This window comes from Pseudomonas sp. B14(2022), assembly GCF_012030485.1.
GTDB lineage: Bacteria > Pseudomonadota > Gammaproteobacteria > Pseudomonadales > Pseudomonadaceae > Aquipseudomonas.
In genome coordinates this window covers 15,477-42,385 of the sequence record NZ_JAAUVM010000028.1, presented here as the reverse complement: position 1 = coordinate 42,385, position 26,909 = coordinate 15,477, and the positions used below count along the sequence as shown (strand labels likewise).

The window sequence follows — 26,909 nt, the reverse complement described above, 5'->3', positions numbered from 1 at the left end:
CGATGACGGCGTTTCAGTCGATGATAAGTTGACTGGTCCACCGCCATCGGGAGCAAGCCCCCTCCCACATTTTGACCGGGTTGGTCCTTAGAGCGCGAATGGCAGGTGGACGGTGACCTGCTGACGCTGCGTCAACCGATGCTCGAACTCGGCGGGATCGTGAATCAGCACATCCTGCCCGGCAAACGACTCGGCAGCGATCAGGCGCGACAACCAGAACCGCACGCACGCCACCCGCAACATGATCGGCCACAACTCGGCCTCCTTGGCGGTAAACGGACGCAGCCCGGCGTAGGCACCCAGCAGCGCACGGGCGCGCGGGCCATCGATGACGCCATCGGCGTCCGAACACCAGTCATTCAGGGCGATTGCCACGTCGTAGAGCATCGGACCCGAGCAGGCGTTGTAGAAGTCGATCAGGCCGGTCAGGTGCGTGCCTTCGAACATCGCATTGTCGCGGAACAGGTCGGCGTGAACGTTCGCGCGTGGCAGAGCGAGGATGTCGGCCTTGTGGGCCTCGATTTCGGTCAATGCAGCGTGCAGCAGGCTTTGCTGTGCATCGTTCAAGTGCGAAATCAGCTGCGCACCCTCGTTGAGCATCCAGTCCAGGCCGCGATCGGTCTTGCGCTCCAGCACTTTCTCGCCTTGCGTCGCCAGGTGCAGATGACCGAGAAGGTCGCCTACCTGGGCGCAATGCTGTGCGTTGGCGTCCTTGATGTGTTTGCCGGCCAGGCGCGGTTGCAGCAGGGCCGGTTTGCCTTTCAGTTCGCGCAATGCCACGCCATCGGTGGTGCGCAGGGCATAGGGCACCGGCAGGTCGGCGTCGTGGAGAACGTCGAGCAGTTCGATGAAGAACGGCATTTCCGCGACGGGGCCGCGCTCAACCAGGGTCAGGACGAATTCGCCCTGTTCCAGGCTGATAAAGAAATTGGTGTTTTCGCTACCAGCGGCAATCCCCTGGAAGTCAAGCAGGCGGCCGAGCCCGTAGGGGGCAAGAAAGGTTTCCAGCTCGGGCCGAGCCAGGGGGGTGAACACAGACATGGTTAAAACTGCCAGTACGGGCGCCGCGGTGCGCGGCGCCAATTGAAGTTAAGAAATCATTTCCATTCGAAGATCTTCCATGACGGAATCAGCATATCCGGCTGGTCAGAGCGGATGAAGTTCGCGTCGGTTCCGTCCGCGCGCACGAGGAAATACGGCGGAAAGCCTTTCTTCGTTATCTTGATTGCGTACAGGAAACCGTTTTGGCGGTACTCCTGAATGGTTCTGTCGCCCTCCGTGCGAATGGTAACTTCCGGATCACCCGAAGGGGCACTGTCTGCTGCGATGGCAACCATCGGAGCGAGTGCAATCAGGCCGGTCAACAGCAGGCGATTGAATGTACGCATGATAACCTTGTCCCTTTGTTTTCATTGGTCCGGCTATTCTAGCGCCTGACCCGCCGAAAAGGTTGATCCTGCTCATGAGCCAAGCACCCCTCGTCCTGGTGGACGGTTCTTCATATCTGTACCGCGCCTTCCACGCGCTGCCACCGCTGACCACCTCCAAAGGCCTGCCGACCGGTGCGGTCAAGGGCGTGTTGAACATGCTCAAAAGCTTGCGCAAACAGTATCCGGACAGCCCGTTCGCAGTCGTGTTCGACGCAAAGGGTGGAACCTTTCGCGATGACATGTACGCCGAATACAAGGCCAATCGCCCGAGCATGCCCGATGACATGCGTCTGCAGATCGAGCCACTGCACCAGAGCGTGATCGCCCTCGGTTTCCCGTTGCTGTGCGTCGAAGGCGTCGAGGCCGATGACGTGATCGGCACCCTGGCCCGCAGCAGTGCGGCCGCTGACCGTCCGGTGGTGATCTCCACCGGCGACAAGGACATGGCGCAGTTGGTCGACGGGCACATTACCTTGGTCAACACCATGACCGGTAGCTCAATGGACATTGAGGGCGTAAAGGAGAAATTTGGTGTCGCTCCGGAGCAGATCATCGACTATCTGGCGTTGATGGGGGATTCGTCCGACAACATCCCTGGCGTCCCGGGCATTGGTCCTAAGACGGCTTCCGGCTTGCTGGTAGGTGTGAATGGCGGTCTGAAAGAGCTTTATGAGCAGTTGGATATCGTGCCGACCTTGCCGATCAGGGGTGCCAAGACGTTACCGGCCAAGCTCGAAGAGCATCGAGAGATGGCGTTCCTTTCCTATCAGTTGGCGACGATCAAGATCGATGTGCCGCTGGATGTAGGCCTGGATGACTTGCACTTGATCGAACCGGACCGCGAGAAACTCCTGGAGCTGTATACCCTGCTGGAGTTCAAGAGCTGGTTCGATGAGATTCAGCGCGATGCCAAACGGGTGGAGCTCAAGGCCGCGCCTGTTGCCGAGGACATTGTTGAGGTTGCCCCCGCAGCACCCGCAGAGACGATCTACACCACCATTCTCGACCAAGGCACATTCGATGTCTGGATGAAGAAGCTCAACGACGCGACGTTGTTCGCTTTCGACACCGAAACCACCGGGATCGACGCCCAGCAGGCGCAGTTGGTCGGGGTGTCCTTTGCCGTGAAGCCCCATGAAGCTGCCTACATCCCGCTGACCCACTCCTACATCGGTGCGCCGCAGCAGTTGGATCGCGACACCGTGTTGCTGGCCTTGAAGCCATTGCTGGAAGACCCGAGCAAGCTCAAGGTCGGCCAGCACGCCAAGTTCGACATGAATATCCTGGCCAACTGTGCCATCGGCGGTGACCCGGCGAATGGCATCAGCGTGCGCGGCATCGCTTTCGACACCATGCTTGAATCCTATGTGTTGAATTCCACTGCGACCCGCCATGACATGGACAGCCTGGCCAAGAAGTACCTGGACTACGACACCGTCAGTTTCCAGGACATCGCCGGCAGAGGCGCCAAGCAGCTGACGTTCGACCAGATCCCGCTCGAACAGGCTGGCCCTTATGCCGCCGAGGATGCCGACGTGACGCTGCGCCTGCATCAGGCATTGCACGCACAACTCACGGCCATACCAAGCCTGGCGAGTGTGCTGACGGACATCGAAATTCCCTTGGTACCGGTGCTGGCACGTATCGAACGCCAGGGCGCCCTGGTGGATGCGCAGCTGCTCGGTGTCCAGAGCATCGAGCTGGGCAATAAGATGGTTGAGCTGGAGCGCCAGGCGTTCGAGATCGCCGGCGAAGCATTCAACCTGGGTTCGCCCAAGCAGCTCGGGGCGATTCTCTACGAGAAGCTCGGCCTGCCGGTGCTGAAAAAGACGGGCAAGGGACAGGCGTCCACGGCAGAGGAAGTGCTGGCCAAGCTGGCCGAAGATGACTATCCGCTGCCCAAGGTACTGATGCAGTACCGCAGCATGAGCAAGCTGAAAAGCACTTACACCGACCGCTTGCCGGAGCAGATCAACCCGCGTACCGGGCGTGTTCACACCTCTTACCATCAGGCGGTGGCGGCGACCGGGCGACTGTCTTCCAGCGACCCGAACCTGCAGAACATCCCGGTGCGCACCGCCGAAGGGCGGCGCATCCGCCAGGCATTCGTGGCGCCGAAGGGCTACAAACTGCTGGCGGCGGACTATTCGCAGATCGAACTGCGGATCATGGCGCACCTGTCCAAGGACGAGGGGCTGATGAATGCGTTCCGCAACGACCTGGACGTGCACACCGCCACGGCGGCCGAGGTGTTCAAGGTTGAATTGGCTGAGGTCACGTCCAATCAGCGTCGCAGTGCCAAGGCGATCAACTTTGGCCTGATCTACGGTATGGGGGCACAGAAGCTCGGCAAGGACATCGGTGTCGATACCAAGACCGCAAAGGCTTACATCGATGTGTACTTCGCCCGCTACCCAGGGGTTCGCGAGTACATGGAGCGCACCCGTGCCCAGGCTGCCGATCAAGGCTACGTGGAAACGTTCTTCGGGCGTCGGCTGTATTTGCCGGACATCAATTCCAACAAACCTCAGGAGCGCGCGGCCGCAGAACGCACGGCGATCAATGCGCCGATGCAGGGCACGGCGGCGGATATCATCAAGAAAGCCATGGTGCTGGTGGATAACTGGCTGACCGAGTCGGGCCTGGATGCCAAGGTGATCCTGCAGGTACACGATGAACTGGTGCTGGAAGTGCGTGAGGATCTGGTGGCAGAGGTCAGCGAGAAGATTCGCGAGCACATGAGTGCGGCCGCGCAGTTGGATGTGCCGTTGGTGGTGGACGTTGGTGTAGGCGATAACTGGGACGAAGCGCACTGATTTCGCGGCGCCGCCATCACCGGGCGTGATGGCGGAGTGCTTTAGACCGGAAATCCGTTTCAGTTATTACCAATAGTTTTTTGAACCTGCCGGAACTTAACCCGTGAATTGCTACTCAGAGTTACTGAATGGGTGGTGAAGCCCTTCAATGCTCCTATGTTGTGTTAAGTGTTGGCAGATATCCGGACCCCGCCCTAGCGGTCCGGTACTTGAACCCCGAACTTCCCCTCCCCATACGAAGTCCGGGGTTTTTTTTGCCCGCAGAAAAGTTATTCGGCGAGTTCCGCACCTTTGTCTGCCAGTTCCATCCAGCTGGCCAGTACGGTATAGGCATCTTCCAGGCCCATGCGCTTGGGGGCCGAGAACAGCTGGATAGTGATTGTGTCGCCCCAGCCCTTACGAATTTCGGACTGCACTTTGAGCAGGGTGTTCTTGGCGGCGCCGTAGGTGAGCTTGTCGGCCTTGGTCAGCAGGATATGCATCGGCATGCCGCTGGCGACGGCCCAGTCGAGCATCAGCAGGTCGAAGTCGGTCATTGGATGACGGATGTCCATCATCAGGATCAACCCCTTCAAACTCTCCCGGCCGCCCAGGTAAGCCTCCAGGTGACGCTGCCAGTGCAGCTTCAGCGGGATAGGTACTTTTGCATAACCGTAGCCCGGCAGGTCGACCAGACGCCGATCATCGTCTAGCTTGAAGAAGTTGAGTAACTGCGTGCGGCCTGGTGTTTTCGAGGTGCGCGCCAGGCTGGCGTGGGTCAGTGTGTTCAGTGCGCTGGATTTACCGGCGTTGGAGCGACCGGCAAAGGCGACTTCAAAGCCTTCGTCATCGGGGCATTGGTCAACTTTGGCGGCGCTGAGCATGAAGGTGGACTGTTGGCACAGGCCGAGGATGGGGTTCTTGAGTTGCATGAGATTTCCGATGTGGGCGGTGCCGAAAAAGGGTGCGGCAAGCGGTGTCGTTTCCGTTTCAGTAGCGCCAGTATATAATGCCGCAGATTTTGTGTGTGCTTTGTCCCAGCGAAGGATGAAGTTCACGGGAGCGATAGACCTTTATTGCGCATTAGAACGCAAAACGCTCTCAAACCCTGAAAAGGTCGATGTATGACCCGATGGTTGCTCGCTTTCGGTGCCCTGATTCCGCTTTCTGGCGCTCAGGCTACACAGGATCCGGAAGTGGTGTACAACCGAGTTTGCGTGGCTTGCCATGCTGGCCAACTGCCGAATGCCCCGAGGCGGGGTGACCAGGCAGCCTGGGCGCCAAGACTGGCGCAGGGCATGGACACGCTGGTGCAACACGTGACCCAGGGTTTCAAGGCAATGCCGCCGCGTGGTTTGTGCATGGACTGCAGTACCGAGGATTACCAGGCCATCATTGAGTTGATGGTGAGTAAACCCGGTAGATAACTCTTAAACCCTTAGCCGTAGTTGGATTAGCTGATGAACAAACTGATCGTGAGTCTGCTGTTGACCTTGGGCATCACCGGTGTTGCCTTTGCTGCAGAGGGCCCCCCTAAAGGTGTTGCCACTGCCGGCCAAGCGAAAGCCGCCGTATGTGGTGCCTGCCATGGGCCGGATGGTAACAGTCCGGCGCCGAACTTCCCCAAATTGGCCGGCCAGGGTGAACGTTACCTGACCAAGCAGATGCACGACATCAAGGACGGCAAGCGCACGGTCCTGGAAATGACCGGCTTGCTGACCAACCTCAGTGATCAGGACTTGGCGGATATCGCGGCGTATTTTGCCAGCCAGAAGGGCAGTGTGGGAGCTGCTGATCCGAAACTGGTGGCTCGTGGCGAAAAACTGTTCCGCGGCGGAGACTTGGATAAAGGCCTGCCTGCCTGCACGGGTTGCCACTCGCCCAATGGCGCGGGCATAGCCGCCGCCGGCTTCCCGCACCTGAGCGGCCAGCACGCTACCTACATTGCCAAGCAGCTGACCGATTTCCGTAAGGAAGAGGCAGGGCGAGCCAATGATGGCGACGCGGCAATCATGCGCACCATCGCTCGCAAGCTGAGTGATGAAGACATCGCCGCCGTCTCCAGCTACATCCAGGGCCTGCACTAAGGTGCACGCAACGTTAACGCTCGATTAATCCATCGATGCAAGCATAAAAAGGGTGGCTTAGGCCGCCCTTTTTTGTGGCCGCTGCCGTTACACTAACGAACTCATGTCCGCGTAGACCTGTCACAACAAAGGTCGCGTGAGGCGACTTTATTTGTCCAGGAGTAAAGCATGCGTAATCTGATCCTCAGCGCCGCTCTCGTCACTGCCAGCCTCTTCGGCATGACCGCGCAAGCTGCCGATGTGCCGCTTGAAGCCGGTAAAACCTACGTTGAATTGGCCAACCCAGTGCCGGTTTCGGTACCGGGCAAGATCGAAGTGGTGGAGCTGTTCTGGTACGGCTGCCCGCATTGCTATGCTTTTGAGCCGGTCATCAACCCTTGGGTCGAGAAGCTGCCTAAGGACGTGAACTTCAAGCGTATCCCCGCCATGTTCGGCGGCCCATGGGATGCCCACGGCCAACTGTTCCTGACTCTGGAAGCCATGGGTGTGGAGCACAAAGTTCACAATGCAGTATTCGACGCAATCCAGAAACAAGGCAAGCGCCTGACCAAGCCTGACGAAATGGCTGACTTCGTTGCCACCCAAGGTGTCGACAAGGACAAGTTCCTGGCCACCTTCAACTCCTTCGCCATCCAGGGCCAGATCAAACAGGCCAAGGAACTGGCGCAGAAGTACGGCGTGCAAGGCGTACCGACCATGATCGTCAACGGCAAGTACCGTTTCGACCTGGGCACCACCGGTGGTCCTGAAGCGACCCTCAATGTTGCCGACCAGTTGATCGCCAAAGAACGCGCAGCCAAGTAAGGGGCTTCTCATGCGCCGCTGGGGTACTCAACGTGTGGTTGGTCTGCATGAACCGCAGGTCAACGAACATCACCTGGATTCCACGGGCCTGCCGGCGGACAGCCGCCTGCGCCTGCTCAGCTTCAATATCCAAGTGGGCATCAGTACCGAGAAGTACCGGCACTACCTCACCCGTGGCTGGCAGCACTTGCTGCCCCACAACGGCCGGGCCGGTAACCTGCAGAAGATCGGCGACCTGTTGAATGATTTCGACCTGGTCGCCTTGCAGGAAGCCGACGGCGGCAGCATGCGTTCCGGCTATATCAATCAGGTCGAACACCTGGCGCACCTCGGGGCCTTCCCCTACTGGTATCAGCAACTCAATCGCAACCTCGGGCGCCTGGCGCAGCACAGTAATGGTGTGCTCAGCCGTTTGAAGCCAACGGCCATCGAAGATCACCCGTTGCCGGGCCCCAAGGGGCGCGGGGCGATTCTCGTGCGTTTTGGCGAAGGGCCTGAGGCCTTGGTGGTGGTGATGATGCACCTGGCGCTCGGAGGGCGTACGCGCAACCTGCAGCTGGCCTACGTGCGTGACCTGATTGGCAACTACAAGCATCAAGTGTTGATGGGTGACATGAACACCCATGCGAACGACCTCCTGCTGAATTCCCCGTTGCGTGACCTCGGGTTACTGGCGCCGCAAGTCGAAGCCACGTTCCCCAGCTGGCGCCCGCAACGCTGTCTTGACCATATTCTGCTCAGTCCGACTCTCACACTTGAGAGTGTGCAGGTGCTGGCGCAGCCCATCTCCGATCACCTGCCGGTCGCGGTAGAGATTCGTCTGCCGGGTTCGCTCACGGCTGATGCATTGCCCGCGTTGAGCCCCGGCCCTCGCGGACCCCTTGCATGAGCGACGACGCACAGCGCTGGAAAGAAAAATACCTGTTAAGCATTGAGCAACAAGAAAAGCTCGAACGCCGCTGGGCCGCCCGCCTCGACCTGCTGCGTCGTGGGCTGGTGCGCAGCACGCTGGCGGCGGAAGGCACCGACCGCGCAGTTGACCAATGCATGAAGGAAATGCGCGACGTTGTGCGTACCGACGACATGGACGCCGCCCTCGCCGCCTTGCTGCCGCGCCTGGAAAAGGCGGTACTGGATTCGGAGCAGCGCCGCGAAACCCGGATCGACCAGATGAGCACCGCACTGACGTCCCTGGTTACGCAGTTGCAAAAGCTGCCGCTACCCCGTGAAGTAGCCCGACCGCTGAAAACCTTCGCCAAGCAGTTGGATGGCCGCGTCAGCCAGGCACGTGAGATTCCCTTGTTGCTCAGCGAGTTGAGCAGCCTGCAAGGGCAGGCACTGAATAACCTGGAGCCGGACGGTGAAACCGTGCGTCCTGGGCCGGGTTTGCTGCAACGTCTGTTTGGTGCCAAGGACGTTTCGAACGAGGCCGCGCCCAGCGAGCCTGTCCCCAGTCCGCCCCCGGTACCTGCTGCGCCTGTTGCGCCCAAGCCCGCCGCCGAGCCTCAGGAGCCCGAACAGTCCGACGCGTTGACGCAAGCGTTGCGGGTCTTTGCGTCGCCGCCTCAGGCGCCGGTTGCCGCGCAGCCTGAAGCCACAGCGCCCGCCAAGGCTGTCGATATCGCCAGTGAAAAGTTTGTGTACGAGGCGCCTGCTCAAAGGGTCACAGTGGCTGCGCCTGTCGACGTATCTCCAGCGCCTGACGAGCTAAGGGAGCCTGAGCCTCAGGTGGAAGAGCCCGCCTCCGAAAGCGCTCTCGCTGCCTTTATCGAAACGCCGCAGGTTGCTGTCGAGGCGCCGGAGGAGACGGTGATCGGCAGCCTCTCGCTCCCTCCGGTTCTTGACGCCGAAGAACTGGACCCCGATGAACTTCAATCGGATGGCCTCTACTCCTTGCCCGATTCACCGGAGCCGTCGTACAGCTCCGTGGCCAAGCATATCGAAGATACCCTGATCGGCCTGTTGGAGGAGCTGGCCCTACCCGAGCGCCATCGTCCCCAGGCCGAAGCCATGCGCGAGCGCCTGGCCCACGGTTTGAACTGGTACGAATTGCTGCCGATCCTCGATGACCTGGCGGTGCTGATGCTGGCGATCACCGACAGCGGCCAGCACGAGTTTGAGGCTTACCTCAAACAGCTCAACGAACGCCTCGAAGCCTTCCAGGGCCATCTGCAAGTGGCCAGCGACGGTCATGCTGACAGCCGCTCCGCTGCCAGGGAGCTGGACACGCAGATTCGTGAACAGGTCGACGGCCTGCAAAGCAGCGTCCAGGACGCGGCCGACCTGGACAGCCTCAAGCAGGTGCTGGAAAGCCACCTTGAGGGTTTGCTCGGTACCATGGACGAGCACCAGCAACAACGTGACCAGCGCGAGCAGGAAGTGGCGGCGCGCCTGAAAGGGCTGGCCGAGCGGGTCGCCAATATGGAGCAGGAAGCCCAAGGATACCGTGAGCACCTGGAGGTGCAGCGCCAGAAGGCCCTGATCGATCCGCTCACCGGCTTGCCTAACCGCGCGGCCTGGAGCGAGCGCCTGGACCACGAGGTCAATATCTGGCACCAGCGTGGCAATAGCCTGTCGCTCGCGATGCTGGACCTGGATCACTTCAAGCGCATCAACGATGGCTATGGCCATCTGGCGGGCGACAAGGTGCTGAAAATCATCGCCAACGTCCTGCGCAAGCGCCTGCGGCCCAACGACTTTATCGCGCGGTTTGGCGGTGAGGAGTTTGTGTTGCTGATGCCCGACTCATCCCTGTCGGATGCCCTGGCGGTGGGTGAAGTACTGCGTGCCGCGATTGCGGCCTGCCCGTTTCACTTCAAGGGCGAACCGGTGACGATTACCGTGTCCATGGGCGTGGCGCAGTTGCAGCCGAGTGAGCGCAGCGAGCTGGCACTCAAGCGGGCCGACGAGGCGTTGTATCGGGCCAAGGCGGCTGGGCGTAATCAGGTGCAGGCGGCGTAAAAGATGTTCCATTGTGTAATTTGACCGCCGGGCCACAAACGGTACGTTACACTGTTGCATTATCGTCTTCAGCGTACCGTCTTCCGCCATGAAATCCTTGTACTTTGCCTGTGTCTTTCTTCTGCTCGCCGGCTGCGCCAGTGGTCCGCGCCTGGACACCAGCCATCCCTCGGCGAACCACGACAACCGCGTGCAGTTCGTGGTCGTCCACTACACCTCCACCAATCTTGAACGTTCCCTTGCCCTGTTGACCCACGGCCAGGTCAGCGCTCATTACCTGATCGGCGACGACGCCGGCGCCACTATCTACAAGCTGGTGGATGAAAGCCAGCGTGCCTGGCATGCCGGGGAAAGCGAGTGGATGGGGCGTACCTGGCTCAATTCCAGTTCCATCGGTATCGAGATCGTAAACCCCGGCTACAAGGACACACCCACAGGCCGTTTGTGGTACCCGTATTCCGAGGCCCAAGTGGAATCGCTGGTGGTGTTGCTCAAGGACATCAGCAAGCGCAATGGCATCGACCCCAGGAACATCATTGGCCATAGCGATATCGCGCCCCTGCGCAAGCTCGATCCGGGGCCGCTGTTCCCCTGGAAGCGCCTGGCCGATGAAGGTCTGAGTGTGTGGCCGGATGCCCAGGCCGTCGCCCGCTTCCAGGTGCAGTACGCCGCTGAATTGCCGAGCATCACCTGGTTCCAGGAAGAATTGGCGCTCCTCGGTTACCCGACACCCCAGACGGGGGAGTTGGATGTCGCCACGCGCCATGTGATCGCGGCGTTCCAGATGCGGTTCCGGCCATCGCTGTTCGATGGCATGCCGGACGCCGAAAGTGCTGCCATCCTGCGTGCCCTGAACCGGCGTTAAGCTCCCTTCTACAAGGGCAGCGCCATATAGAACTGGGTGCCCTGCCCCGGTCGCGAATATACCCCCATGCGGCCGCCGTGCAATTGCACGATCTCCTTGCACAGCGCCAGCCCCAGGCCGGCGCCACCCTTCTTGCGGCCAACCTGGACAAAGGGTTCGAAGATGCGCCCTTGTTGGCCATAAGCGATACCTTCGCCGTTGTCTTCGACGCTGATAATCACCCGTTCGCCATGTCTTCGCGCCTGCAGGCGAATTTGCCCACCGTCGGCGGTATGACGCAGGGCATTGCCCAGCAGGTTGTCGAGTACCCTTTCCAGCTGCGCCTGGTCGGCATACAGCCGTGGCAGATCTGATTGGACTTCGACCAGCAGTTCGATGTGTTGCGCATTGGCGGGCTCCACGAAGCGCGCGCGCGCGTGTTCGAGCAGATCGGTCACGTCGCACGGTCCCAAGGTGAGTTTCTGCAGGCCGTTCTGGTAGCGCGAGAAGTTGAGCAGGTCGTTGATCAACTGCATCAGGCGCTGCATTTCTTCATTGACCGTATCCAGCAGGTCCGCTTCACGGGATTCCGGCGGGAACTTCGCGCGTTCACGGAACAGGCCGAACGCCATATGCATGCCGGTCACCGGCGTGCGCAGTTCATGGGAGGCGCGCAAGACGAATTCGCTGCGTACCCGCTCGAAGGCGCGCTGTTCGGTGACGTCGTGCAGCACCATCACCGCCCCAAGAATGTGTCCCTGGGTATGGCTGACAGGGGTGAGGCTGTAGGTCAGCAGACGCAGTTCGCCCTCGACTTCGACTTCCAGATCTTCCGGCGCGCGCTCCAGATTGCCGCCGCGCAACACCAGTTGCAGTTGTTCATCCAGCTCCGGGCGCACCAGCGCTTCGCCAAGGCCTTGGCCGAGGCGCTCCTCGTCCCAGCCCAATTGGCGTTGCGCAACGGGGTTGAGATGCTCCAGACGGCCTTGGCGGTCAATCATCAGCAGGCCGTCGTCGATGCTGTCGAGCACTGCTTGCAGGCGCTGCTGGCCCGCCAGCAGTTCGTCAACATTCGTCGCCTGATGCTGGCGCACCGCCTCGGCCATAAGGCCGAAGCGACGGGTCAACAGGTTCATTTCCGCTGCCGAAGAGATCGGTAGCGTCACTTCAAAATCGCCCTGACCGATCTTGTCCGCCGCTTTTGCCAGCGCTTCGATCGGCGCGCCAAATCGCCGGGCGATGCCATGGGCCGTGACAAATCCGATGATCAGCACTGCAAGGCCCACCAACCCCAGCAAGCCGGCGATCAGCAAGGCGCGCGCGCGGGATTTGTGCTCGCTGTTGCTGATGTTTTGCAGGGCCTGCTTATGTTGATCAATCAGCCCATTGCGCAGCGCATTGAAGGCTTCGGTGAGTTTTTCCTTGCTGCCCGGCGGTGGCGACGCTTGCTGGGATTGCTCGAATGCGTCCAGCAGGTTCTGGTATTGGGTTCGCGCCTGGCTGAAACCGTGGCTATGACCGTCGCGTTGCTCATGGGCGATGCCTTGGTCCAGCAGGTCGAAGTACCGCTGCTTGGCGCGTTGCAATGCCTGCGGATCGGGACGATGTTCCAGCATCATGATCAATTGGTCGCCAAGGCTTTGGCGCAGTTTGAGCCCCAGGTCCAGCGTGACGAAGTTGCTGCGAATCAGGGACTCCTGGGTCTTGGCCATTTGCATGACGCTGACCAGACCCAGGATCAGACCCAACAGGGCGACGGTGATCAGCGCTGAGATACTCAGGAACAACCGAGTGCGCAGTGTCATCGCGAGCTTCATAGGGTGCAGCTCACAGGTTGTACTGTTTGCGTTTGCGGTACAGGGTCGACGCGTCGATGCCGAGGGTACGGGCCGCCTGGTCCAGGGTGTCGCTGGTGGCGAGCACGGCGCCGATATGCGCTTTCTCCAGCTCGTCCAGGCTCAGCGCCGCGCCAATCCGTGGGGCGTTATTGGTGGGTTGCTCAGCCATGCCGAGGTGGATGATTTCGACCTTCTCCTGCGGGCAGATAATGCTGGCGCGCTCCACCACGTTGCGCAGCTCACGGATATTGCCGGGCCAGCGATAGTTGAGCAGGGCTTCGCGTGCCTGATCACTGAAGCCTCGCGCCGGGCGGGCATACTCCTTGACGAAGCGTGCCAGGAAGCGGTCTGCGAGGGTGAGGATGTCTTCACTGCGCTCGCGCAGCGGTGGCAGGTGCAAGGTGATGACATTGAGGCGATACAACAAGTCTTCGCGGAAACGACCGTCGCGCACCATGTCTTCCAGGTTCAGGTTGGTGGCGGCAAGGATGCGCACATCGGCGCGCCGGGTGACCGGGTCGCCCACGCGCTCATATTCCTTATCCTGGATAAATCGCAGCAACTTGGGTTGCAGCGTGAGGGGAAAGTCGCCGATCTCGTCGAGAAACAGCGTACCGCCGTCCGCCTGGTTGACCCGGCCCAACGTGCTCTCACTGGCACCGGTAAAAGCGCCACGGCTATGGCCGAACAGTTCGCTCTCCATCAGCTCTGCCGTCAGCGACGGACAGTTGATGGTCACGCAGGATTTTTTCGAGCGCTTGCTCCAGCCGTGAATGGCCCGGGCCAGCTCGCCTTTACCGGTACCGGATTCGCCGAGGATCAGGATGTTGGCATCCGTCCCGGCTACCTGGCGTGCGGTTTCCAGCACCACCATCATCGACGGGCTGTGGGAGTCGAGGCCGTCTTTCTGCTGGCGTACGGCGCCTTCCAATGCTTCCAGGCGTGCGGAAAGCTGGCGCACTTCCAACTGCTTGGCGGTAGCCAGGCGCAACTGATCGGGGCTGCAAGGCTTGACTAGGTAGTCGGCAGCACCGGCCTGGATCGCATCCACGGCGGTATCGACGGCGGAATGGGCGGTGACGATCACCACACGCATCCACGGCGCCTGGACCCGCATCTGGGCCAGCACATCCAGGCCATTGTCTTCACCCAGGCGCAGGTCCAGGAAGCACAGATCGAACACCTGGCGTTGCATCAGGGCATCGGCCTGGGCGGCGCTGTTGGCGGTGGCGACGGTGTAGCCTTCATCTTCCAGGCAATAACGGAAGGTGCGGAGGATCGCGGACTCGTCATCCACTAAAAGAATGCGGCCTTGAAGTTCCTTGGCTGATTCCATCTGTCCCGCGCTCCTTAAACTATGAATGATGGTGTTTAGTCCCGGAATAATCGGGCAAGTTGCATGGTTTATTCTGATCGATAAAAGGCAGCGTCGTGCGGGTATCTGCATTGCTTCCTACAAAGCCCCGCCTGATGGCGTTTTCATGCTGTCTTGCCAGTTCGGCAACATCCCATCCGCTTTCTATCCTTTCACCCGACCATTGACCATCGTGCATTTCGCACGGCGTACGGGGGGGCATCGTGCAGGATGCTGGGCGATTGCCCTAGCACGTATATTTAACCTATTGATTTTATTGAATTTTATTTTGTAAAAAAGCTGGCATGCGCTCTGCAATAGCTATCCCAACGAATAATCAGAATGCGGGAGAACAGCAGCATGACTCGCCAAAGCCTCAGCCAACTGCGTGTATCGCCGCTGCGCTTGCAACAAGGGCTGTTTGCCAGCCTGGCCCTGATGGTCACGCTGATCGCAGGCCAACAGTTGCAGCAATGGCAGCAGAGTCCGCAGCAAGTCCCGTCGTTCGACCGTCCGGTAACGGCCCAGACCCATTTCAGTTCCATTGGCAGCCGTACCGCTGATGTAACCGCCCCGCAACTGCGTGTGGTCGATCAGGATTCCACCCTGGGCGAGCTGCCGACCCAAGAGCGTTGGGTGTTTTAGGCAACAAAGTCGGTCGCTTGATGTCGAGCGACCGTCCGGCACTACCGCTGTTACCTCTTAAAGAAGCGTAAGGAGAATCACCATGTTGAGTTGGGCAATCACATTTCTGATCATCGCCATTGTGGCTGCAGTCCTGGGCTTCGGTGGTATCGCGGGCACCGCCACGGGTATCGCCAAGATTCTCTTTGTCGTCTTCCTGGTGATGTTCATTGCTTCGTTCTTCTTTGGTCGTCGCGGCCGAGGCTGAATATGACCACTTTGTCCCTCAAAGCTATTGCTGCCGCCTTGCTCTTGGGCGGCAGTGGCTTGGCGATGGCCGCCAATGATGGCCAATCCCGGGCCAACGAATTGCTCAGTGCGGACCCGCAGTACCGCGAGACCTGGCAAGACGTAGTGAAGAAAGAAGAGCGCCTGCCGGAATGGGTGTTGAACTTGTCCGGCACGGCCGAGCAAATGAATGCCGTGGAAGAAGATGGCGACAAGTATCTTGTGGGGCCGCTCTGCGAAACCGCGGACACATGCCTTAATAAGCGGCTGATCGTCGCCTTCAGCCTCGACAAGGAAGATGCCTACGCCATGTTGGTGGAAGTCCCGGCGGGTTTGCCGGCTGATAAGTCCCCGACGCGGCACGCCGATTACCGTTTTATCGGTAAGCCGGACGAAGGCATGCAGAAGCTGCTGATGGAGCAACTGAAGAAAGATCCGAATTGGTACTAGGTTGCGTCTGACGCGTCTGTCGTCTGCGCAATCAGCGTCCATAGAAAGAAGCCCCCCGCTTCTTTCTGTTTGCATCGCCCGCCAAGGGCGATGCATGACCAGGGGGCCGGGTTGTTCTGATCAATAGGGATCGGCGTGACCTACGGGCACAGGGAGTGCCTGCGCAAGGGCCGGGTCAGGCGAAAAGCTGCGACGCAGGTTCACAAGCCCACGGCTTGCTGAACTTGCGGCGGGCTTATGACCCTCATTCCCGCCTCATATGCCGCCCATAGCCGCGAATCTTGGTTCTGTTTTTTACCAACCATTACTTGATGTGTCGGGGCGACCATCTATCGAGAAAGTTTTGCTCGCGCTATAGGACGTTTCCGACGTTCGACGGCAGACTTCTCGGGCATTTCTGCCAACCTCGTCATGACGTGCAGAATCTCTGCGCGAGCCTGAACTGGCCGGTTCACGGCATATTCACTGGACAAAATGTCACATTTGAACTGACCGTTCGGACAGTTATTATGAAAAAAAGTCATGCCGATTCGGCATGGGGTAGGCGTTTACGGCATTAGACGTCGTCCCCTTGCATGGGAATAGTTGCGCCTTTTTTCGCCTGCCAGTAAGCCATTTCGGCCACGCTGCGGTGACCTTTCATGGAGGCAGATGCACACACTTTTTCGCTCTCGAGCGTTGCAGCTGGCGCATTTGCCTTAAGTTCACTTGAAGTAAGGGTAATGACATGAAGAAGGCAAAGCTAAGCCTCGCCTGGCAGATCCTCATCGGTTTGGTGCTGGGGATTGCAATCGGTGCAGTGCTCAACCATTTCAGTGCTGAAAAGGCCTGGTGGATCAGCAATGTGCTGCAGCCTGCGGGCGATATCTTTATCCGCCTGATCAAGATGATCGTGATCCCGATTGTGATTTCCTCACTGATCGTCGGCATTGCCGGTGTCGGTGACGCGAAAAAACTCGGGCGCATCGGCGTCAAAACTATCCTTTACTTTGAAGTGGTCACCACCATCGCCATCGTGGTCGGGCTGCTGCTGGCCAACCTGTTCCACCCAGGTGCAGGCATCGACATGAGTACCTTGGGTACCGTCGATATTTCCAAGTACCAGGCGACCGCCGCCGAGGTGCAGCATGAGCATGCGTTCATCCAGACCATCCTCAACCTGATCCCATCGAACATCTTCGCCGCAGTCGCCCGTGGCGAGATGCTGCCGATCATCTTCTTCTCGGTGCTGTTCGGCCTGGGCTTGTCGAGCCTCAAGCCTGAACTGCGCGAGCCGTTGGTGACCATGTTCCAGGGCGTGTCCGAGAGCATGTTCAAAGTCACCCACATGATCATGAAGTACGCCCCCATTGGTGTATTCGCGCTGATCGCGGTGACCGTCGCCAACTTCGGCTTCGCTTCGTTGCTGCCACTGGCCAAGCTGGTGATCCTGGTTTACGTCGCCATCCTGTTCTTCGCCTTTGTGATCCTGGGGCTGATCGCGCGCCTGTTTGGCTTCTCGGTGATCAAGCTGATGCGCATCTTCAAGGACGAGTTGGTGCTGGCCTACTCCACTGCCAGTTCCGAAACCGTGCTGCCGCGCGTGATCGAGAAGATGGAAGCCTACGGCGCGCCGAAGGCCATCTGCAGCTTCGTGGTACCGACCGGCTACTCGTTCAACCTTGACGGTTCGACCCTGTACCAGAGCATCGCGGCGATCTTTATCGCCCAGCTTTACGGCATCGACCTGTCCATCGGCCAGCAACTGATGCTGGTATTGACCCTGATGGTCACCTCCAAAGGCATCGCCGGTGTGCCGGGCGTGTCCTTTGTGGTGCTGTTGGCCACCTTGGGCAGCGTTGGCATTCCGCTTGAAGGCCTGGCGTTCATCGCCGGTGTCGACCGCATCATGGACATGGCCCGTACCGCACTGAACGTGATCGGCAACGCCTTGGCCGTGCTGGTCATCTCCCGTTGGGAAGGTATGTACGACGACGCCAAGGGCGAGCGCTACTGGAACTCCCTGCCGCACTGGCGCACCAAGCAGGCGCTGCCGGTCGGTGAGGTCAGCCGCGGCTGATAACTCGCTGAACAAAACAAACCCCGGGAAATCCGGGGTTTGTCGTTTCTGTCAGCCCCGCTATCATTCGCCCCATCTTTCGGGGGATTCAACTGATGCTCAATGGCCTGTGGCTTGGCTTCTTTGTCGTGGCAATGGTGTCAGCACTGGCGCAATGGCTGGTGGGCGGTAACGCCGGGATTTTTGCGGCGATGGTCGAAAGCATTTTCGCCATGGCCAAATTGTCGGTGGAAGTGATGGTGCTGTTGTTCGGCACCCTGACGTTATGGCTGGGCTTTTTGCGTATCGCCGAAAAAGCCGGGATTGTCGAATGGCTGGCCAAGGCCCTTGGCCCGCTGTTCCTGCGCTTGATGCCGGAAGTGCCAGCCGGTCACCCGGCCATTGGCCTGATCACCCTCAACTTTGCCGCCAACGGCTTGGGCCTGGATAACGCAGCAACACCTATCGGCCTGAAGGCCATGAAGGCGCTGCAAGAGCTCAATCCCATCCCTAACACGGCGACTAACGCGCAGATCCTGTTCCTGGTGCTCAATGCATCCTCCCTGACCCTGTTGCCGGTGACGATCTTCATGTATCGCGCCCAGCAAGGTGCGCCAGATCCGACACTGGTATTCCTGCCGATCCTGCTGGCCACCAGTGCATCCACATTGGTCGGCCTGCTGTCGGTAGCGGTGATGCAGCGACTGCGGCTGTGGGACCCGGTGGTGCTGGCCTATCTGATTCCAGGCGCGTTGGTACTGGGTGGGTTCATGGCCCTGCTGGCGACCCTCTCGGCCACCGCATTGGCCGGGCTGTCGTCGATCCTCGGCAACCTGACGTTGTTCGGCCTGATCATGCTGTTCCTGCTGATCGGCGCGTTGCGCAAGGTGAAGGTGTACGAGGCGTTTGTCGAAGGGGCCAAGGAAGGCTTCGATGTCGCCAAGAACCTGTTGCCCTACCTGGTGGCGATGCTGTGTGCGGTGGGCGTGTTACGGGCCTCCGGCGCGCTGGATCTGGGCCTCGAAGGTATTCGCCATGTGGTGGCCTGGACGGGCATGGACACACGCTTTGTCGACGCCTTGCCGACCGCGATGGTCAAGCCATTCTCCGGCAGCGCGGCGCGGGCGATGTTGATCGAGACCATGCAGACCCAGGGGGTGGACAGCTTCCCGGCGTTGGTGGCGGCGACGATTCAGGGCAGTACGGAAACCACCTTTTATGTGTTGGCGGTGTACTTCGGTTCGGTGGGCATCCAGCGGGCGCGGCATGCCGTAGGGTGCGCGTTGCTGGCTGAGTTTGCCGGTGTGGTGGCGGCGATTGCGGTGTGCTACTGGTTCTTTGGCTGAGGCTTAAATAGCTACCGGGAGCAAGCCCCCTCCCACATTTGAATGTGTTCGCAGATCAACCTGTGGGAGGGGCTTGCCCCCGACGAGGCCCTCAGCGTTTCACCGCCCCGTTGCCCTGCTGAACAACCCACTCCATCACCTGCCTGTTCAACTGATCTCCCGCCAACCCAAACCCGGCAACCACGGCCGGCACTTTGGTGTCGGTCACCGCCTGGTGCACTTCAAACCGCCGGCTGGCAATAATCCGCTGATCACTCCCACGCACCAGGCGTGCGTCGAGGCGGATCACTACCTCCACCGCACTCCCCCGGTACTCACTCTGAAACGCCTGCAACTGCCCGCCCAACTCATAGTCGGCCTGCAGGTTGGTGTCGTCGGTGCTCAACAGCGTCACTCGCCCATCGCGCTGGAACCCGTCCATCAAGCGATTACGCAAGAGCACGGGCGCCGGGTCGCTCCAGCGTGAGTTCGCATAGCTGCTGATTAAATCGCCATTGGGCACCACAGCGATGCGCGAGCTGTCGAGAAACTCACTGGTCTGCGGCTTGGCCAGGCGCAGCGACCAACTGACCGGCGTGCCTTGGGCCGTGCCCTGAGCCGCGGGCAGTCGGTAGACGTCCGACGGATCAGCCTTGGGCAGGATCGAGCACGCGCTGATCAGCGCCAAGGCCACAGGGACGATCATTTGGTAAGCACGCTTCATGGCGTGAACTCCTTGTTCTTGTCGCTGCCCAGCAGGTAACCGCTGGGGTTGGCTTCCAGGCGGCGGGAAATGGCGCGCAGTGAACCGAGGGTTTCGCGTAGTTCACGTACGGCCGGCGCCAGTTCGTTGAGGCCCTGCATGCCACTGTTCACCGAGTCCTTGTTGTTGGTCAGCAAGGTGTTGATGGTGGCGGTGCTTTGTTCAAGGGATTTCATGGCCTGTTCGGCGCTGCCGAACACCTGTTTGCCTTGATCGCTGAGCAGGCCGTTGGCGTTGCGCATCAGCGCGGTAGTCTGCTCCAGGGCGGCCCCGGCCTGTTTGCTCACCTGCATCAATTGCTGCATCACTACCTTGATATCTCCACGCTGATCGGCAATCGCGCCGGTGGTTTGTTCCAGATGGTCCAAGGTGTTGCTGAGGCGCTCGACATTCTGCGCAGAGAACATGTCGTTGGCGTTGTGCAGCAGCAGGTTGATGCTGGTCATCAGGTCGTTGCTGTTATTCAGCAACCGCGCGATAGGCGATGGTGAGGCGATGATCTCCGGCAGGTTGCCGTCCTTGCCCTTGAGCTCCGGGCTTTGCGGCGTGCCGCCGCTGAGTTGGATGATCGAGGTGCCGGTGATGCCGGTCAGTGCGAGTTTGGCCTGGGTGTCTTCCTTGATCGGTGTCTGGCCGGCCAGGCGAATGCGCGCGAGTACGCGGCGCGGGTCCTTGGGGTCCAGGCGCAGGCTGATGACGTCGCCCACCTTGATCCCGCTGTATTGCACTGAGCTGCCCTGGGACAGGCCGCTGACCGCTTCGTTGAAGATCACTTCGTAATCCTGAAAGGCGCTGTCGACGCTGGATTTGGCCAGCCACAGGCCAAACAGCATCGCGCCGACCACCACGATCACGCTGAACAGACCGATCATCACATGATGGGCTCGGGTTTCCATGTCATACCTCGTTGAGCGGTTGAGCGGCATCCAATGCCGCGCGGCCTCGGGGGCCGTGGAAGTATTCGTGAATCCAGGCGTCGTTCGTTTCCGAGACGATATCGATGGCATCGGCCACCAGCACCTTCTTCTGCGCCAGCACCGCCACGCGGTCGGTGATGGTGTAGAGCGTGTCCAGGTCATGGGTGACCAGGAACACGCTCAGGCCCAACGCATCACGCAGGGTGAGGATCAGTTGATCGAATTGCGCCGCGCCGATCGGGTCGAGGCCGGCGGTGGGCTCGTCGAGAAACAGGATGTCCGGGTCCAGCGCCAACGCCCGCGCCAGGGCAGCGCGCTTGATCATGCCGCCGGACAGCGACGCGGGGTATTTATCGGCCGCCGACAGCGGCAGCCCGGCCAAGGCCAGCTTGACCGCAGCCAAGTGCTCGGCATCTCGACGGCTGAGCCCGGCATGTTCGATCAGCGGCAGCGCCACGTTCTCGGTCACCGTCAGCGAGGAAAACAGCGCGCCCTTCTGGAACAGTACGCCAAAGCGCCGTTCCACCAGCGAGCGTTCATGTTCCGGCAAGCTCGGCAGGTTCTTACCGAACACCCGCACTTCGCCTTCACTGGGCCGGCGCAGGCCGACGATGCTGCGCAACAGCACCGACTTGCCGCTGCCTGAGCCGCCGACCACCGCAAGGATCTCGCCCTTGTACAAATCCAGGTCGAGATTCTCGTGCACGCTCTGGCTGCCAAAGCGATTGCACAGGCCACGCACTTCAATCACCGCCTCGGTGGGCGCACGGTGTAGACGACTCACCAGCCCATCTCCATGAAGAACAACGCGGCAACCGCATCCAGCACGATCACCACAAAGATCGATTGCACCACGCTGGAGGTGGTGTGGGCGCCGACCGATTCGGCGCTGCCGCTGACCTTGAAGCCTTCCAGGCAGCCGATGGCGGCGATCAGAAAGGCGAAGAACGGGGCTTTTACCATGCCGACCAGGAAGTGCTGTACGCCAATGTCCGATTGCAGCAGCGAGAGGAACATCGCTGGCGAGATGTCCAGAGCCACGGCGCACACCACGCCGCCGCCGACGATCCCCGCCAGCATTGCCATAAATGTCAGCATCGGCAGTGCAACCAGCAACGCCAGCACGCGCGGCAACACCAGCAACTCCATCGGGTCCAGGCCCAAGGTGCGGATGGCGTCGATTTCTTCATTGGCCTTCATTGAGCCGATTTGCGCGGTAAAGGCGCTGGCGGTGCGACCGGCAATCAGGATGGCGGTGAGCAATACGCCGAACTCCCGCAGGAAAGAGAACGCCACCAGGTCCACGGTAAAAATAGTCGCGCCGAAGCTCTTGAGCACTGTAGCGCCGAGGAACGCCACCACGGCGCCCACCAGAAAGGTCAGCAACGCGACGATAGGCGCGGCGTCGAGGCCGACCTGCTCAAGGTGGGCGACCATCGGTGTCAGGCGCCAGCGCTTGGGCCGGAAAATACCCCGGGCGAAGGTTTCGAGGATCAGGCCGATAAAGCCCAGCAGTTGCTTGCTGTCTTGCCAGACCTTGTCTACGGCGCCGCCGATACGCGCCAGCACCTGAATGCCGGTGGCTTCTTCCGGCGCTTTGTCCGGCACGCAAAAATCGTTGAGGGAGCGGTAGACGGTCTTGAGCAGCGCGCGGTCGGCGGCGGACAGGTTGCAGTCGGTCTGTTCGGCGGATTGCTCGATACGGGTGGGCCCCAGCAGCTCCACCAGCAGCGAGGCACCCGCGGTATCCAGGGCGCCAAGGCCATTGAGGTCGATGCGCGCGCCGGCGTCGTATTGGCCGTCGAGCTTGTCCGACAGCTTCTTCAGGTTTGCGTAGTGGGCAAGCGTCCAGTCCCCTGTAATCCGCAGTAACGGGGGAGCGGTGGACGTATCGAGGTGGGCTGCGCCGGCCGTGGTACTACTGGTCATAAGCTCCGAGCTTGTCTGGCTATCCACAATTCCTACGTAATAGCACGATCCTGCCTACTTTGGGTTGTCGGTTTGTGCTGTGTCCGTCACTTTAAAACGCAGCACGCCGATCACCTGACCGTCCTCCGTCAACACCTGGACTTGCCAGCGCCCTACCGCTTCGGGCGGGAAGTTCTGCTTGTGGGTCCAGGCGCGGTAGCCCTCCTTGCGTCCGCCGTGGATGTCCAGGGCGATGCGGTCGACCTCTTTGCCGTTGAATTTCCACACGTGGTAGATGCGCTCATCCAGGCCGCGCGGCGCGTTGATCGCGGTGTAGGCGTAGAGCCCGGTGCCGCGCAGTTGGCTGGCGTTGACTTCCTTGAGGTCGTCGCCGGGCGTGCGGTCCTGCAATTGGGTACTGATCGCCACTTCGGTCATCCACAACGTGGCCGGCGGCACCCAACTGCGCAGGAACCAACCCGCACAGCCAATGGCGGCCGTCACTCCGAGCAACATCGCCCAGCCTTTGAGGCTGCGCAGCGGCAGGCTGACCGCCAGGCTTGGAATCGACAAGGCCATGGCCACGCCGAGGGCGAGTTTGTAACTTTCGGCGGTGGTCAGGTGCAAAATGATCGGCAGCGCAGTAAGCAGTGCGGCGAACAAGGTCAGGGTGTGCAGCGCGAGGAACAACGAGCGCTTGGGCGCCAGCCACTTGTAGTACAGCGGGTCGACGATCGACACCAAAGCGGCCGCGCCGAGCAGGCCGGTGAACACGGATTGGCCGCTGTTCCAGGCCGTGGTGACGAAAAAGAACGGCAATACGAAGAACAGACTCTCCTGATGGATCATCTGGGTCGCGTAGCGCAGCAGGGGTTCGGGGATTTCGCGCTTGAAGACCTTGGTGAACAGCTGGGTAAAGCTGTTTTCCAACATCAGCCACAGCCAGCTCACCAGCATGATCACCGCGATCCAACTGGCCATGCCCTGCTGGCGATCCACCAGGATGAAGCTGCACACACCCGAGACAAAACCGCCGAGTGCAATCACCCCTGGGTAGCGCTTCATCAGTTCGAGGATGCGGGTGATTAAGCGGGTCAGGTTTTGCATTCGGCGGTTCGCAGTCTTTGTAGGAAAAAATCCCAGACAGAATAACGTCTTAGGCCAGGGTTCGGTGCCTCATTACGCGATCCGTTTGCGATAACGGCGCACGCCGATCAACACAATGGCAATCAGCCCGAGGACGCCGGCGCCGATCCAGTTGAGCATGTCGTAACTCAGCAGCGGCTTTTCGATGCGCCAGTAACCTGGTTGCTTGAGCAACTCGCGCATGGCCTGGCTGGTCTGCTCCAGGTTCACGGCCTTGATGCGTTTGACCGGGTCGCTGAAGTGGCCGTTGTCATAATCGCCCGAGGCGCTCCAATAATAGTCGGCCAGCGCGCTGTTGCCCTGCACGGCCCAGGCCTGGCGGGCGATGGCGGCCTGTTTGAGGCGCGCGAATACCGTCGGGTCAAGGCCATCCTTGAGCAGTTGAGTCTTGAGATCCAGCAGCACCTGCTCGGCCTCGGGGAGGTTGTCCCGCTCGAGGTCGGCATTCAGGCTGAGGAAGCCAACGCCACCGAGCACTTCGCGCTCGCTCCAGGGGCCGTAGGACAACCCATGCTTGAGGCGCAGTTGGCGGTACAGCGCCCAGTCCAGGTAATCCTTGAGCAGGTCGTAGGTTTCATCATGCTGGTCGTCCAGCACCGGCTCGGGGAACAGCCAGTGCAGTTTGGCACTGTCACCCACCCAGCCGTGGATCAGGTCGCGGTGGCTGGCGGCGGCGTGCTGGATTTGCGGCAGCGCCGGGTGCTCGCTGGGTTCGACCGGGTCCAGTCGGCCGTAGGTGCGTTCCAGATAGGCGGGCAGCAGTTTGTCGAGGTCACCGACGATGATCAAGGTCATGTTGTTGGGGGCGTACCAATTTTTGCGCAGCGTCTGCAGTTGATCGCGGGTCAGGTGATCGACCTGGGCGCGTTCGGCGCATTTGAGCCCCAGCTCAACCGCCAACTGATTGCTGGCGGTGTGGCCCAGGTCCTGGCGGTCGAGCAGGCGTTGCAGGTGGGAGTAATGACCGCCGTCTTCGCGCTCGACCACCTGCTTGGCCGCGTTGATATTGGCGTCGGTCAACTCGGTTCGGGTGATGATCGCCAGCAGCAGGTCCAGCACCTTGCGCTGGTTTTGTGCTGGCGCCTCGATCACAAAAGTGGTGTCGGCGTTGCTGGTGTAGGCGTTCCACTCACCGCCCAGGGCTTGCATGCGGTCTTCCAGCTCGCCTTCGCCGCCACCGTCGATGCCGCTGAACAGCAAGTGTTCGAGCAGGTGCGGCAGTTCCTTGTCTTCGCAGCTGAAATCGTCCAGGCCCACGCCGACCACCAGGCGAATCGCCACATGGCCACGCTCGGTGCCCGGTTTAAGCAACAATTGCAGGCCGTTGGGCAAGGTGTAACCCTCGACCTGCAGGCGGTCAAAGGCGAAGACGTGGGCAGAACCCATGAGCAGGCAAGCGAACAACAGGCGACGCATAACAAGCTTCCTGGCGAGTGAGGTCAGCTTTAACTGACTTCACGGGCCATCGTACGTTCAGGGCGAATGTGTGATGTCGGCAATATCTTCGGCGGAGAGTGCGCCGGTGTCGGACGTTTCCAAGACTACATAAGCACTGCTGCAAAACAACGAGTTCAAGCGCTTCATGTCGGCAATCAGCTCCAAGTGCAGGGAGCTGGTCTCCAGGCTCTGCACGATCTTGCGTTGCAGGCGGCTGACGTGAGCGTGGGCCAGGCGGCGCTCCTGGGCGCGGAAGCGGCGCTTTTCACGCAGCAGTTGGCGGGCGCTTTCCGGGTCGGCACTGAGGAATACCGACAGCCCCAGGCGCAGGTTGGCGATCAACTGGCTGTGCAGGCCGGTGAGTTCTTCCAGGCCCACTTCGGAGAATTGGCGACGCTGCGAGGTTTTCTGCTGCTGGACTTTACGCAGCATGCGTTCGATCAGGTCACCGGCCAGTTTCAGGTTGATCGACAGCTCGATGATTTCCGCCCAGCGCCGACTGTCTTGCTCGCTGAGGTCTTCGCGGGGCATCTGCGCCAGGTAGAGCTTGATCGCGCTGTAGAGTGCCTCAACGTCATCGCTGAGGCTGCGTATTTCCTGGGTAATGGCAGTCTGTTTGCCGCGCAGTACTTCCTGCATGGCGGTGAGCATGTTGTCGATCAGGTCGCCCAGGCGCAGGGTTTCGCGCGCGGCATTGGCCAGCGCCAGGCTCGGCGTGGCCAGGGCTGTGGGGTCCAGGTGGCGCGGTTTGGCCTTGCCGTTGACCTCGTCCCGCTCCGGCAGCAACCCGGCGCACAGCTTGGCCATCGGACCGATGGTGGGCAGCAGGATCAGGCAGCGGCTGACGTTGTAGAGCAGGTGGAAGGTGATGACCATGCCTTGTGCGCTGTAGTCCAGGCCGTCCATCCACAGCACCAGCGGGTCGAGCACCGGGATAATCAGCAGCAGGCCGATCAGTTTGTACAGCAAGCTGCCCAACGCGACCTGGCGACCGGCAGCGTTCTGCATGCTGGTGCTGAGGAAGGCCAGCACGCCGCTGCCGATGTTCGCCCCGATCACCAGGCCGATGGCCACGTGCAAGCCGATCACCCCGGCGCCGGCCAGGGTGGCGGTCAGTAGGACGGCGGCGAGGCTGGAGTAGGAAATCATCGCGAACAACGCGCCGATCAGTGCATCGAGCAAAATATCGCCGGTCAGTGAGGCGAACAGCACCTTCACACCCTGGGCGTGGGTAATCGGCCCGGCGGCTTCGACGATCAATTGCAGCGCGAGGATGATCAGCCCGAGGCCTATTCCGACCCGACCCAACTGCCCTGCCCGCGTCTGTTTGCGCGACAGGAAGAAAATCACCCCGAGAAAGATCAGCAACGGCGACAGCCAGGACAGGTCGAACGTCAGCACCCGTGCCATCAGTGCGGTACCGACGTCGGCCCCGAGCATGGTCGCCAGGGCGGGCACCAACCCCATCAGGCCTTGGCCGACAAAGGACGTCACCAGCATCGCCGTGGCGTTGCTGCTCTGCACCATGGCGGTCACCAGGATACCGGCGACAAATGCCAGCCAGCGCTTGGACATGTTCTGCCCGATGACTTGACGCAGGTTGGAGCCGTAGACTCGCAAGATGCCGGTACGGACGATGTGCGTGCCCCAGATAAGCAGGGTCACGGCGGAAAGCAGATTGAGCAAGGTCAGCATGCTCGGCCCCCCGTGTGGGTGTGCGCCATTTGGCGCAAATGAGAATTGCCGCGTGCCGTTCTACGTCTTGTAGTTAAGCTGTAGTTGGCGAATGGGCTCGGCGCCAGCATCGCATAGCTAAAGTTGGGATTGAAACAAAACTGTCATGAAATCAGCTTTTTATGGATGAAAAAAAGGGGCTTATAAAAGCCCCTTTTTTGTCTGG

24 protein-coding genes are annotated in these 26,909 nt (G+C 60.5%); 12 read left to right on the top strand and 12 right to left on the bottom strand.

Annotated features, from left to right (window positions below; translation table 11 throughout):
* Positions 1-87: 87 nt before the first annotated feature.
* The gene (locus HCF10_RS27840; RefSeq protein WP_145338346.1) at positions 88-1,041 is read right to left on the bottom strand and encodes a homoserine kinase; all 954 of its coding nucleotides are present in this window, start codon (positions 1,039-1,041) and stop codon (positions 88-90) included.
* A gap of 56 nt (positions 1,042-1,097) precedes the next feature.
* Positions 1,098-1,388, bottom strand: coding sequence for a DUF2782 domain-containing protein (locus HCF10_RS27835; RefSeq protein ID WP_131699575.1), 291 nt, complete (start codon positions 1,386-1,388; stop codon positions 1,098-1,100).
* 74 nt (positions 1,389-1,462) lie between these two features.
* Here HCF10_RS27835 and polA point away from each other — a divergent pair, with 74 nt between their 5' ends.
* Entirely contained in the window at positions 1,463-4,246 is a 2,784-nt protein-coding gene (polA, locus tag HCF10_RS27830; RefSeq protein ID WP_167656817.1) for a DNA polymerase I, read from the top strand.
* Between the two features lie 269 nt (positions 4,247-4,515).
* Here the strand turns inward: polA and yihA are convergent, their stop codons facing one another.
* Positions 4,516-5,157, bottom strand: a complete 642-nt coding sequence (gene yihA / locus HCF10_RS27825; RefSeq protein WP_145338344.1) for a ribosome biogenesis GTP-binding protein YihA/YsxC — start codon at positions 5,155-5,157, stop codon at positions 4,516-4,518.
* Positions 5,158-5,349: 192 nt separating this feature from the next.
* On the opposite strand from yihA, the gene HCF10_RS27820 reads away from it, so the two are divergent.
* From HCF10_RS27820 to HCF10_RS27795, 6 genes are all read left to right on the top strand, one after another.
* Positions 5,350-5,652, top strand: a complete 303-nt coding sequence (locus HCF10_RS27820) for a c-type cytochrome (protein WP_131699573.1) — start codon at positions 5,350-5,352, stop codon at positions 5,650-5,652.
* Between the two features lie 33 nt (positions 5,653-5,685).
* Entirely contained in the window at positions 5,686-6,312 is a 627-nt protein-coding gene (locus tag HCF10_RS27815; protein ID WP_145338343.1) for a c-type cytochrome, read from the top strand.
* Between the two features lie 168 nt (positions 6,313-6,480).
* A complete protein-coding gene (gene dsbA, locus HCF10_RS27810) occupies positions 6,481-7,116 on the top strand; it encodes a thiol:disulfide interchange protein DsbA (RefSeq protein ID WP_065937861.1) in 636 nt (211 codons plus the stop codon).
* A 10-nt stretch (positions 7,117-7,126) separates the two neighbouring features.
* The gene (locus HCF10_RS27805) at positions 7,127-8,005 is read left to right on the top strand and encodes an endonuclease/exonuclease/phosphatase family protein (protein ID WP_131699571.1); all 879 of its coding nucleotides are present in this window, start codon (positions 7,127-7,129) and stop codon (positions 8,003-8,005) included.
* Positions 8,002-10,077, top strand: a complete 2,076-nt coding sequence (locus HCF10_RS27800) for a GGDEF domain-containing protein (protein WP_167656816.1) — start codon at positions 8,002-8,004, stop codon at positions 10,075-10,077. Before HCF10_RS27805 ends, HCF10_RS27800 begins: the two co-directional genes overlap by 4 nt.
* Before the next feature lie 88 nt (positions 10,078-10,165).
* Positions 10,166-10,942, top strand: a complete 777-nt coding sequence (locus tag HCF10_RS27795; RefSeq protein WP_131699569.1) for an N-acetylmuramoyl-L-alanine amidase — start codon at positions 10,166-10,168, stop codon at positions 10,940-10,942.
* Between the two features lie 8 nt (positions 10,943-10,950).
* Here HCF10_RS27795 and HCF10_RS27790 read toward each other — a convergent pair whose 3' ends face one another.
* Positions 10,951-12,738, bottom strand: a complete 1,788-nt coding sequence (locus HCF10_RS27790; RefSeq protein ID WP_167656815.1) for a KinB sensor domain-containing domain — start codon at positions 12,736-12,738, stop codon at positions 10,951-10,953.
* A 10-nt stretch (positions 12,739-12,748) separates the two neighbouring features.
* On the bottom strand, positions 12,749-14,095 hold the full coding sequence (gene algB, locus HCF10_RS27785) for a sigma-54-dependent response regulator transcription factor AlgB (protein WP_053127283.1): 1,347 nt from the start codon (positions 14,093-14,095) through the stop codon (positions 12,749-12,751).
* Between the two features lie 378 nt (positions 14,096-14,473).
* Between algB and HCF10_RS27780 the strand changes: the two genes are divergently transcribed.
* The 5 genes from HCF10_RS27780 to HCF10_RS27760 all read left to right on the top strand — a co-directional run bounded on the left by HCF10_RS27780 (position 14,474) and on the right by HCF10_RS27760 (position 18,859).
* Complete coding sequence (locus HCF10_RS27780) at positions 14,474-14,758, top strand: hypothetical protein (protein ID WP_167656814.1); 285 nt, start codon at positions 14,474-14,476, stop codon at positions 14,756-14,758.
* An 82-nt stretch (positions 14,759-14,840) separates the two neighbouring features.
* On the top strand, positions 14,841-15,005 hold the full coding sequence (locus tag HCF10_RS27775; RefSeq protein ID WP_003170804.1) for a DUF1328 domain-containing protein: 165 nt from the start codon (positions 14,841-14,843) through the stop codon (positions 15,003-15,005).
* A gap of 2 nt (positions 15,006-15,007) precedes the next feature.
* Complete coding sequence (locus HCF10_RS27770; protein ID WP_131699566.1) at positions 15,008-15,475, top strand: inhibitor of vertebrate lysozyme family protein; 468 nt, start codon at positions 15,008-15,010, stop codon at positions 15,473-15,475.
* 727 nt (positions 15,476-16,202) lie between these two features.
* Entirely contained in the window at positions 16,203-17,534 is a 1,332-nt protein-coding gene (gene gltP, locus HCF10_RS27765) for a glutamate/aspartate:proton symporter GltP (RefSeq protein WP_131699565.1), read from the top strand.
* A 95-nt stretch (positions 17,535-17,629) separates the two neighbouring features.
* A complete protein-coding gene (locus tag HCF10_RS27760) occupies positions 17,630-18,859 on the top strand; it encodes a nucleoside recognition domain-containing protein (protein WP_090401251.1) in 1,230 nt (409 codons plus the stop codon).
* A gap of 91 nt (positions 18,860-18,950) precedes the next feature.
* Here HCF10_RS27760 and HCF10_RS27755 read toward each other — a convergent pair whose 3' ends face one another.
* The 7 genes from HCF10_RS27755 to HCF10_RS27725 all read right to left on the bottom strand — a co-directional run bounded on the left by HCF10_RS27755 (position 18,951) and on the right by HCF10_RS27725 (position 26,704).
* Positions 18,951-19,562 carry an ABC-type transport auxiliary lipoprotein family protein gene (locus HCF10_RS27755; protein ID WP_167656813.1) on the bottom strand — a complete coding sequence of 204 codons (612 nt, stop codon included), beginning with the start codon at positions 19,560-19,562 and terminating at the stop codon, positions 18,951-18,953.
* Positions 19,559-20,497 (bottom strand): MlaD family protein, encoded by a 939-nt coding sequence (locus tag HCF10_RS27750; protein ID WP_027608016.1) that lies wholly within the window; start codon positions 20,495-20,497, stop codon positions 19,559-19,561. The genes HCF10_RS27755 and HCF10_RS27750 overlap by 4 nt, the downstream gene beginning before the upstream one ends.
* A gap of 1 nt (position 20,498) precedes the next feature.
* A complete protein-coding gene (locus HCF10_RS27745; protein WP_131699563.1) occupies positions 20,499-21,302 on the bottom strand; it encodes an ABC transporter ATP-binding protein in 804 nt (267 codons plus the stop codon).
* The gene (locus HCF10_RS27740) at positions 21,299-22,447 is read right to left on the bottom strand and encodes an ABC transporter permease (RefSeq protein WP_145338337.1); all 1,149 of its coding nucleotides are present in this window, start codon (positions 22,445-22,447) and stop codon (positions 21,299-21,301) included. The genes HCF10_RS27745 and HCF10_RS27740 overlap by 4 nt, the downstream gene beginning before the upstream one ends.
* 54 nt (positions 22,448-22,501) lie before the next feature.
* Positions 22,502-23,533, bottom strand: a complete 1,032-nt coding sequence (locus HCF10_RS27735) for a DUF5924 family protein (protein ID WP_131699561.1) — start codon at positions 23,531-23,533, stop codon at positions 22,502-22,504.
* Between the two features lie 72 nt (positions 23,534-23,605).
* Entirely contained in the window at positions 23,606-24,988 is a 1,383-nt protein-coding gene (locus HCF10_RS27730; protein WP_167656812.1) for a M16 family metallopeptidase, read from the bottom strand.
* 57 nt (positions 24,989-25,045) lie between these two features.
* Positions 25,046-26,704 carry a Na/Pi cotransporter family protein gene (locus HCF10_RS27725; RefSeq protein ID WP_145338335.1) on the bottom strand — a complete coding sequence of 553 codons (1,659 nt, stop codon included), beginning with the start codon at positions 26,702-26,704 and terminating at the stop codon, positions 25,046-25,048.
* Positions 26,705-26,909 lie beyond the last annotated feature (205 nt).

What these genes read in the sequence shown, in the direction of transcription:
- HCF10_RS27840 (WP_145338346.1), bottom strand. Translation starts at nt 1,041, where the DNA reads ATGTCTGTGTTCACCCCCCTGGCTCGGCCCGAGCTGGAAACCTTTCTT.
- HCF10_RS27835 (WP_131699575.1), bottom strand. Translation starts at nt 1,388, where the DNA reads ATGCGTACATTCAATCGCCTGCTGTTGACCGGCCTGATTGCACTCGCT.
- polA (WP_167656817.1), top strand. Translation starts at nt 1,463, where the DNA reads ATGAGCCAAGCACCCCTCGTCCTGGTGGACGGTTCTTCATATCTGTAC.
- yihA (WP_145338344.1), bottom strand. Translation starts at nt 5,157, where the DNA reads ATGCAACTCAAGAACCCCATCCTCGGCCTGTGCCAACAGTCCACCTTC.
- HCF10_RS27820 (WP_131699573.1), top strand. Translation starts at nt 5,350, where the DNA reads ATGACCCGATGGTTGCTCGCTTTCGGTGCCCTGATTCCGCTTTCTGGC.
- HCF10_RS27815 (WP_145338343.1), top strand. Translation starts at nt 5,686, where the DNA reads ATGAACAAACTGATCGTGAGTCTGCTGTTGACCTTGGGCATCACCGGT.
- dsbA (WP_065937861.1), top strand. Translation starts at nt 6,481, where the DNA reads ATGCGTAATCTGATCCTCAGCGCCGCTCTCGTCACTGCCAGCCTCTTC.
- HCF10_RS27805 (WP_131699571.1), top strand. Translation starts at nt 7,127, where the DNA reads ATGCGCCGCTGGGGTACTCAACGTGTGGTTGGTCTGCATGAACCGCAG.
- HCF10_RS27800 (WP_167656816.1), top strand. Translation starts at nt 8,002, where the DNA reads ATGAGCGACGACGCACAGCGCTGGAAAGAAAAATACCTGTTAAGCATT.
- HCF10_RS27795 (WP_131699569.1), top strand. Translation starts at nt 10,166, where the DNA reads ATGAAATCCTTGTACTTTGCCTGTGTCTTTCTTCTGCTCGCCGGCTGC.
- HCF10_RS27790 (WP_167656815.1), bottom strand. Translation starts at nt 12,738, where the DNA reads ATGAAGCTCGCGATGACACTGCGCACTCGGTTGTTCCTGAGTATCTCA.
- algB (WP_053127283.1), bottom strand. Translation starts at nt 14,095, where the DNA reads ATGGAATCAGCCAAGGAACTTCAAGGCCGCATTCTTTTAGTGGATGAC.
- HCF10_RS27780 (WP_167656814.1), top strand. Translation starts at nt 14,474, where the DNA reads ATGACTCGCCAAAGCCTCAGCCAACTGCGTGTATCGCCGCTGCGCTTG.
- HCF10_RS27775 (WP_003170804.1), top strand. Translation starts at nt 14,841, where the DNA reads ATGTTGAGTTGGGCAATCACATTTCTGATCATCGCCATTGTGGCTGCA.
- HCF10_RS27770 (WP_131699566.1), top strand. Translation starts at nt 15,008, where the DNA reads ATGACCACTTTGTCCCTCAAAGCTATTGCTGCCGCCTTGCTCTTGGGC.
- gltP (WP_131699565.1), top strand. Translation starts at nt 16,203, where the DNA reads ATGAAGAAGGCAAAGCTAAGCCTCGCCTGGCAGATCCTCATCGGTTTG.
- HCF10_RS27760 (WP_090401251.1), top strand. Translation starts at nt 17,630, where the DNA reads ATGCTCAATGGCCTGTGGCTTGGCTTCTTTGTCGTGGCAATGGTGTCA.
- HCF10_RS27755 (WP_167656813.1), bottom strand. Translation starts at nt 19,562, where the DNA reads ATGAAGCGTGCTTACCAAATGATCGTCCCTGTGGCCTTGGCGCTGATC.
- HCF10_RS27750 (WP_027608016.1), bottom strand. Translation starts at nt 20,497, where the DNA reads ATGGAAACCCGAGCCCATCATGTGATGATCGGTCTGTTCAGCGTGATC.
- HCF10_RS27740 (WP_145338337.1), bottom strand. Translation starts at nt 22,447, where the DNA reads ATGACCAGTAGTACCACGGCCGGCGCAGCCCACCTCGATACGTCCACC.
- HCF10_RS27735 (WP_131699561.1), bottom strand. Translation starts at nt 23,533, where the DNA reads ATGCAAAACCTGACCCGCTTAATCACCCGCATCCTCGAACTGATGAAG.
- HCF10_RS27730 (WP_167656812.1), bottom strand. Translation starts at nt 24,988, where the DNA reads ATGCGTCGCCTGTTGTTCGCTTGCCTGCTCATGGGTTCTGCCCACGTC.
- HCF10_RS27725 (WP_145338335.1), bottom strand. Translation starts at nt 26,704, where the DNA reads ATGCTGACCTTGCTCAATCTGCTTTCCGCCGTGACCCTGCTTATCTGG.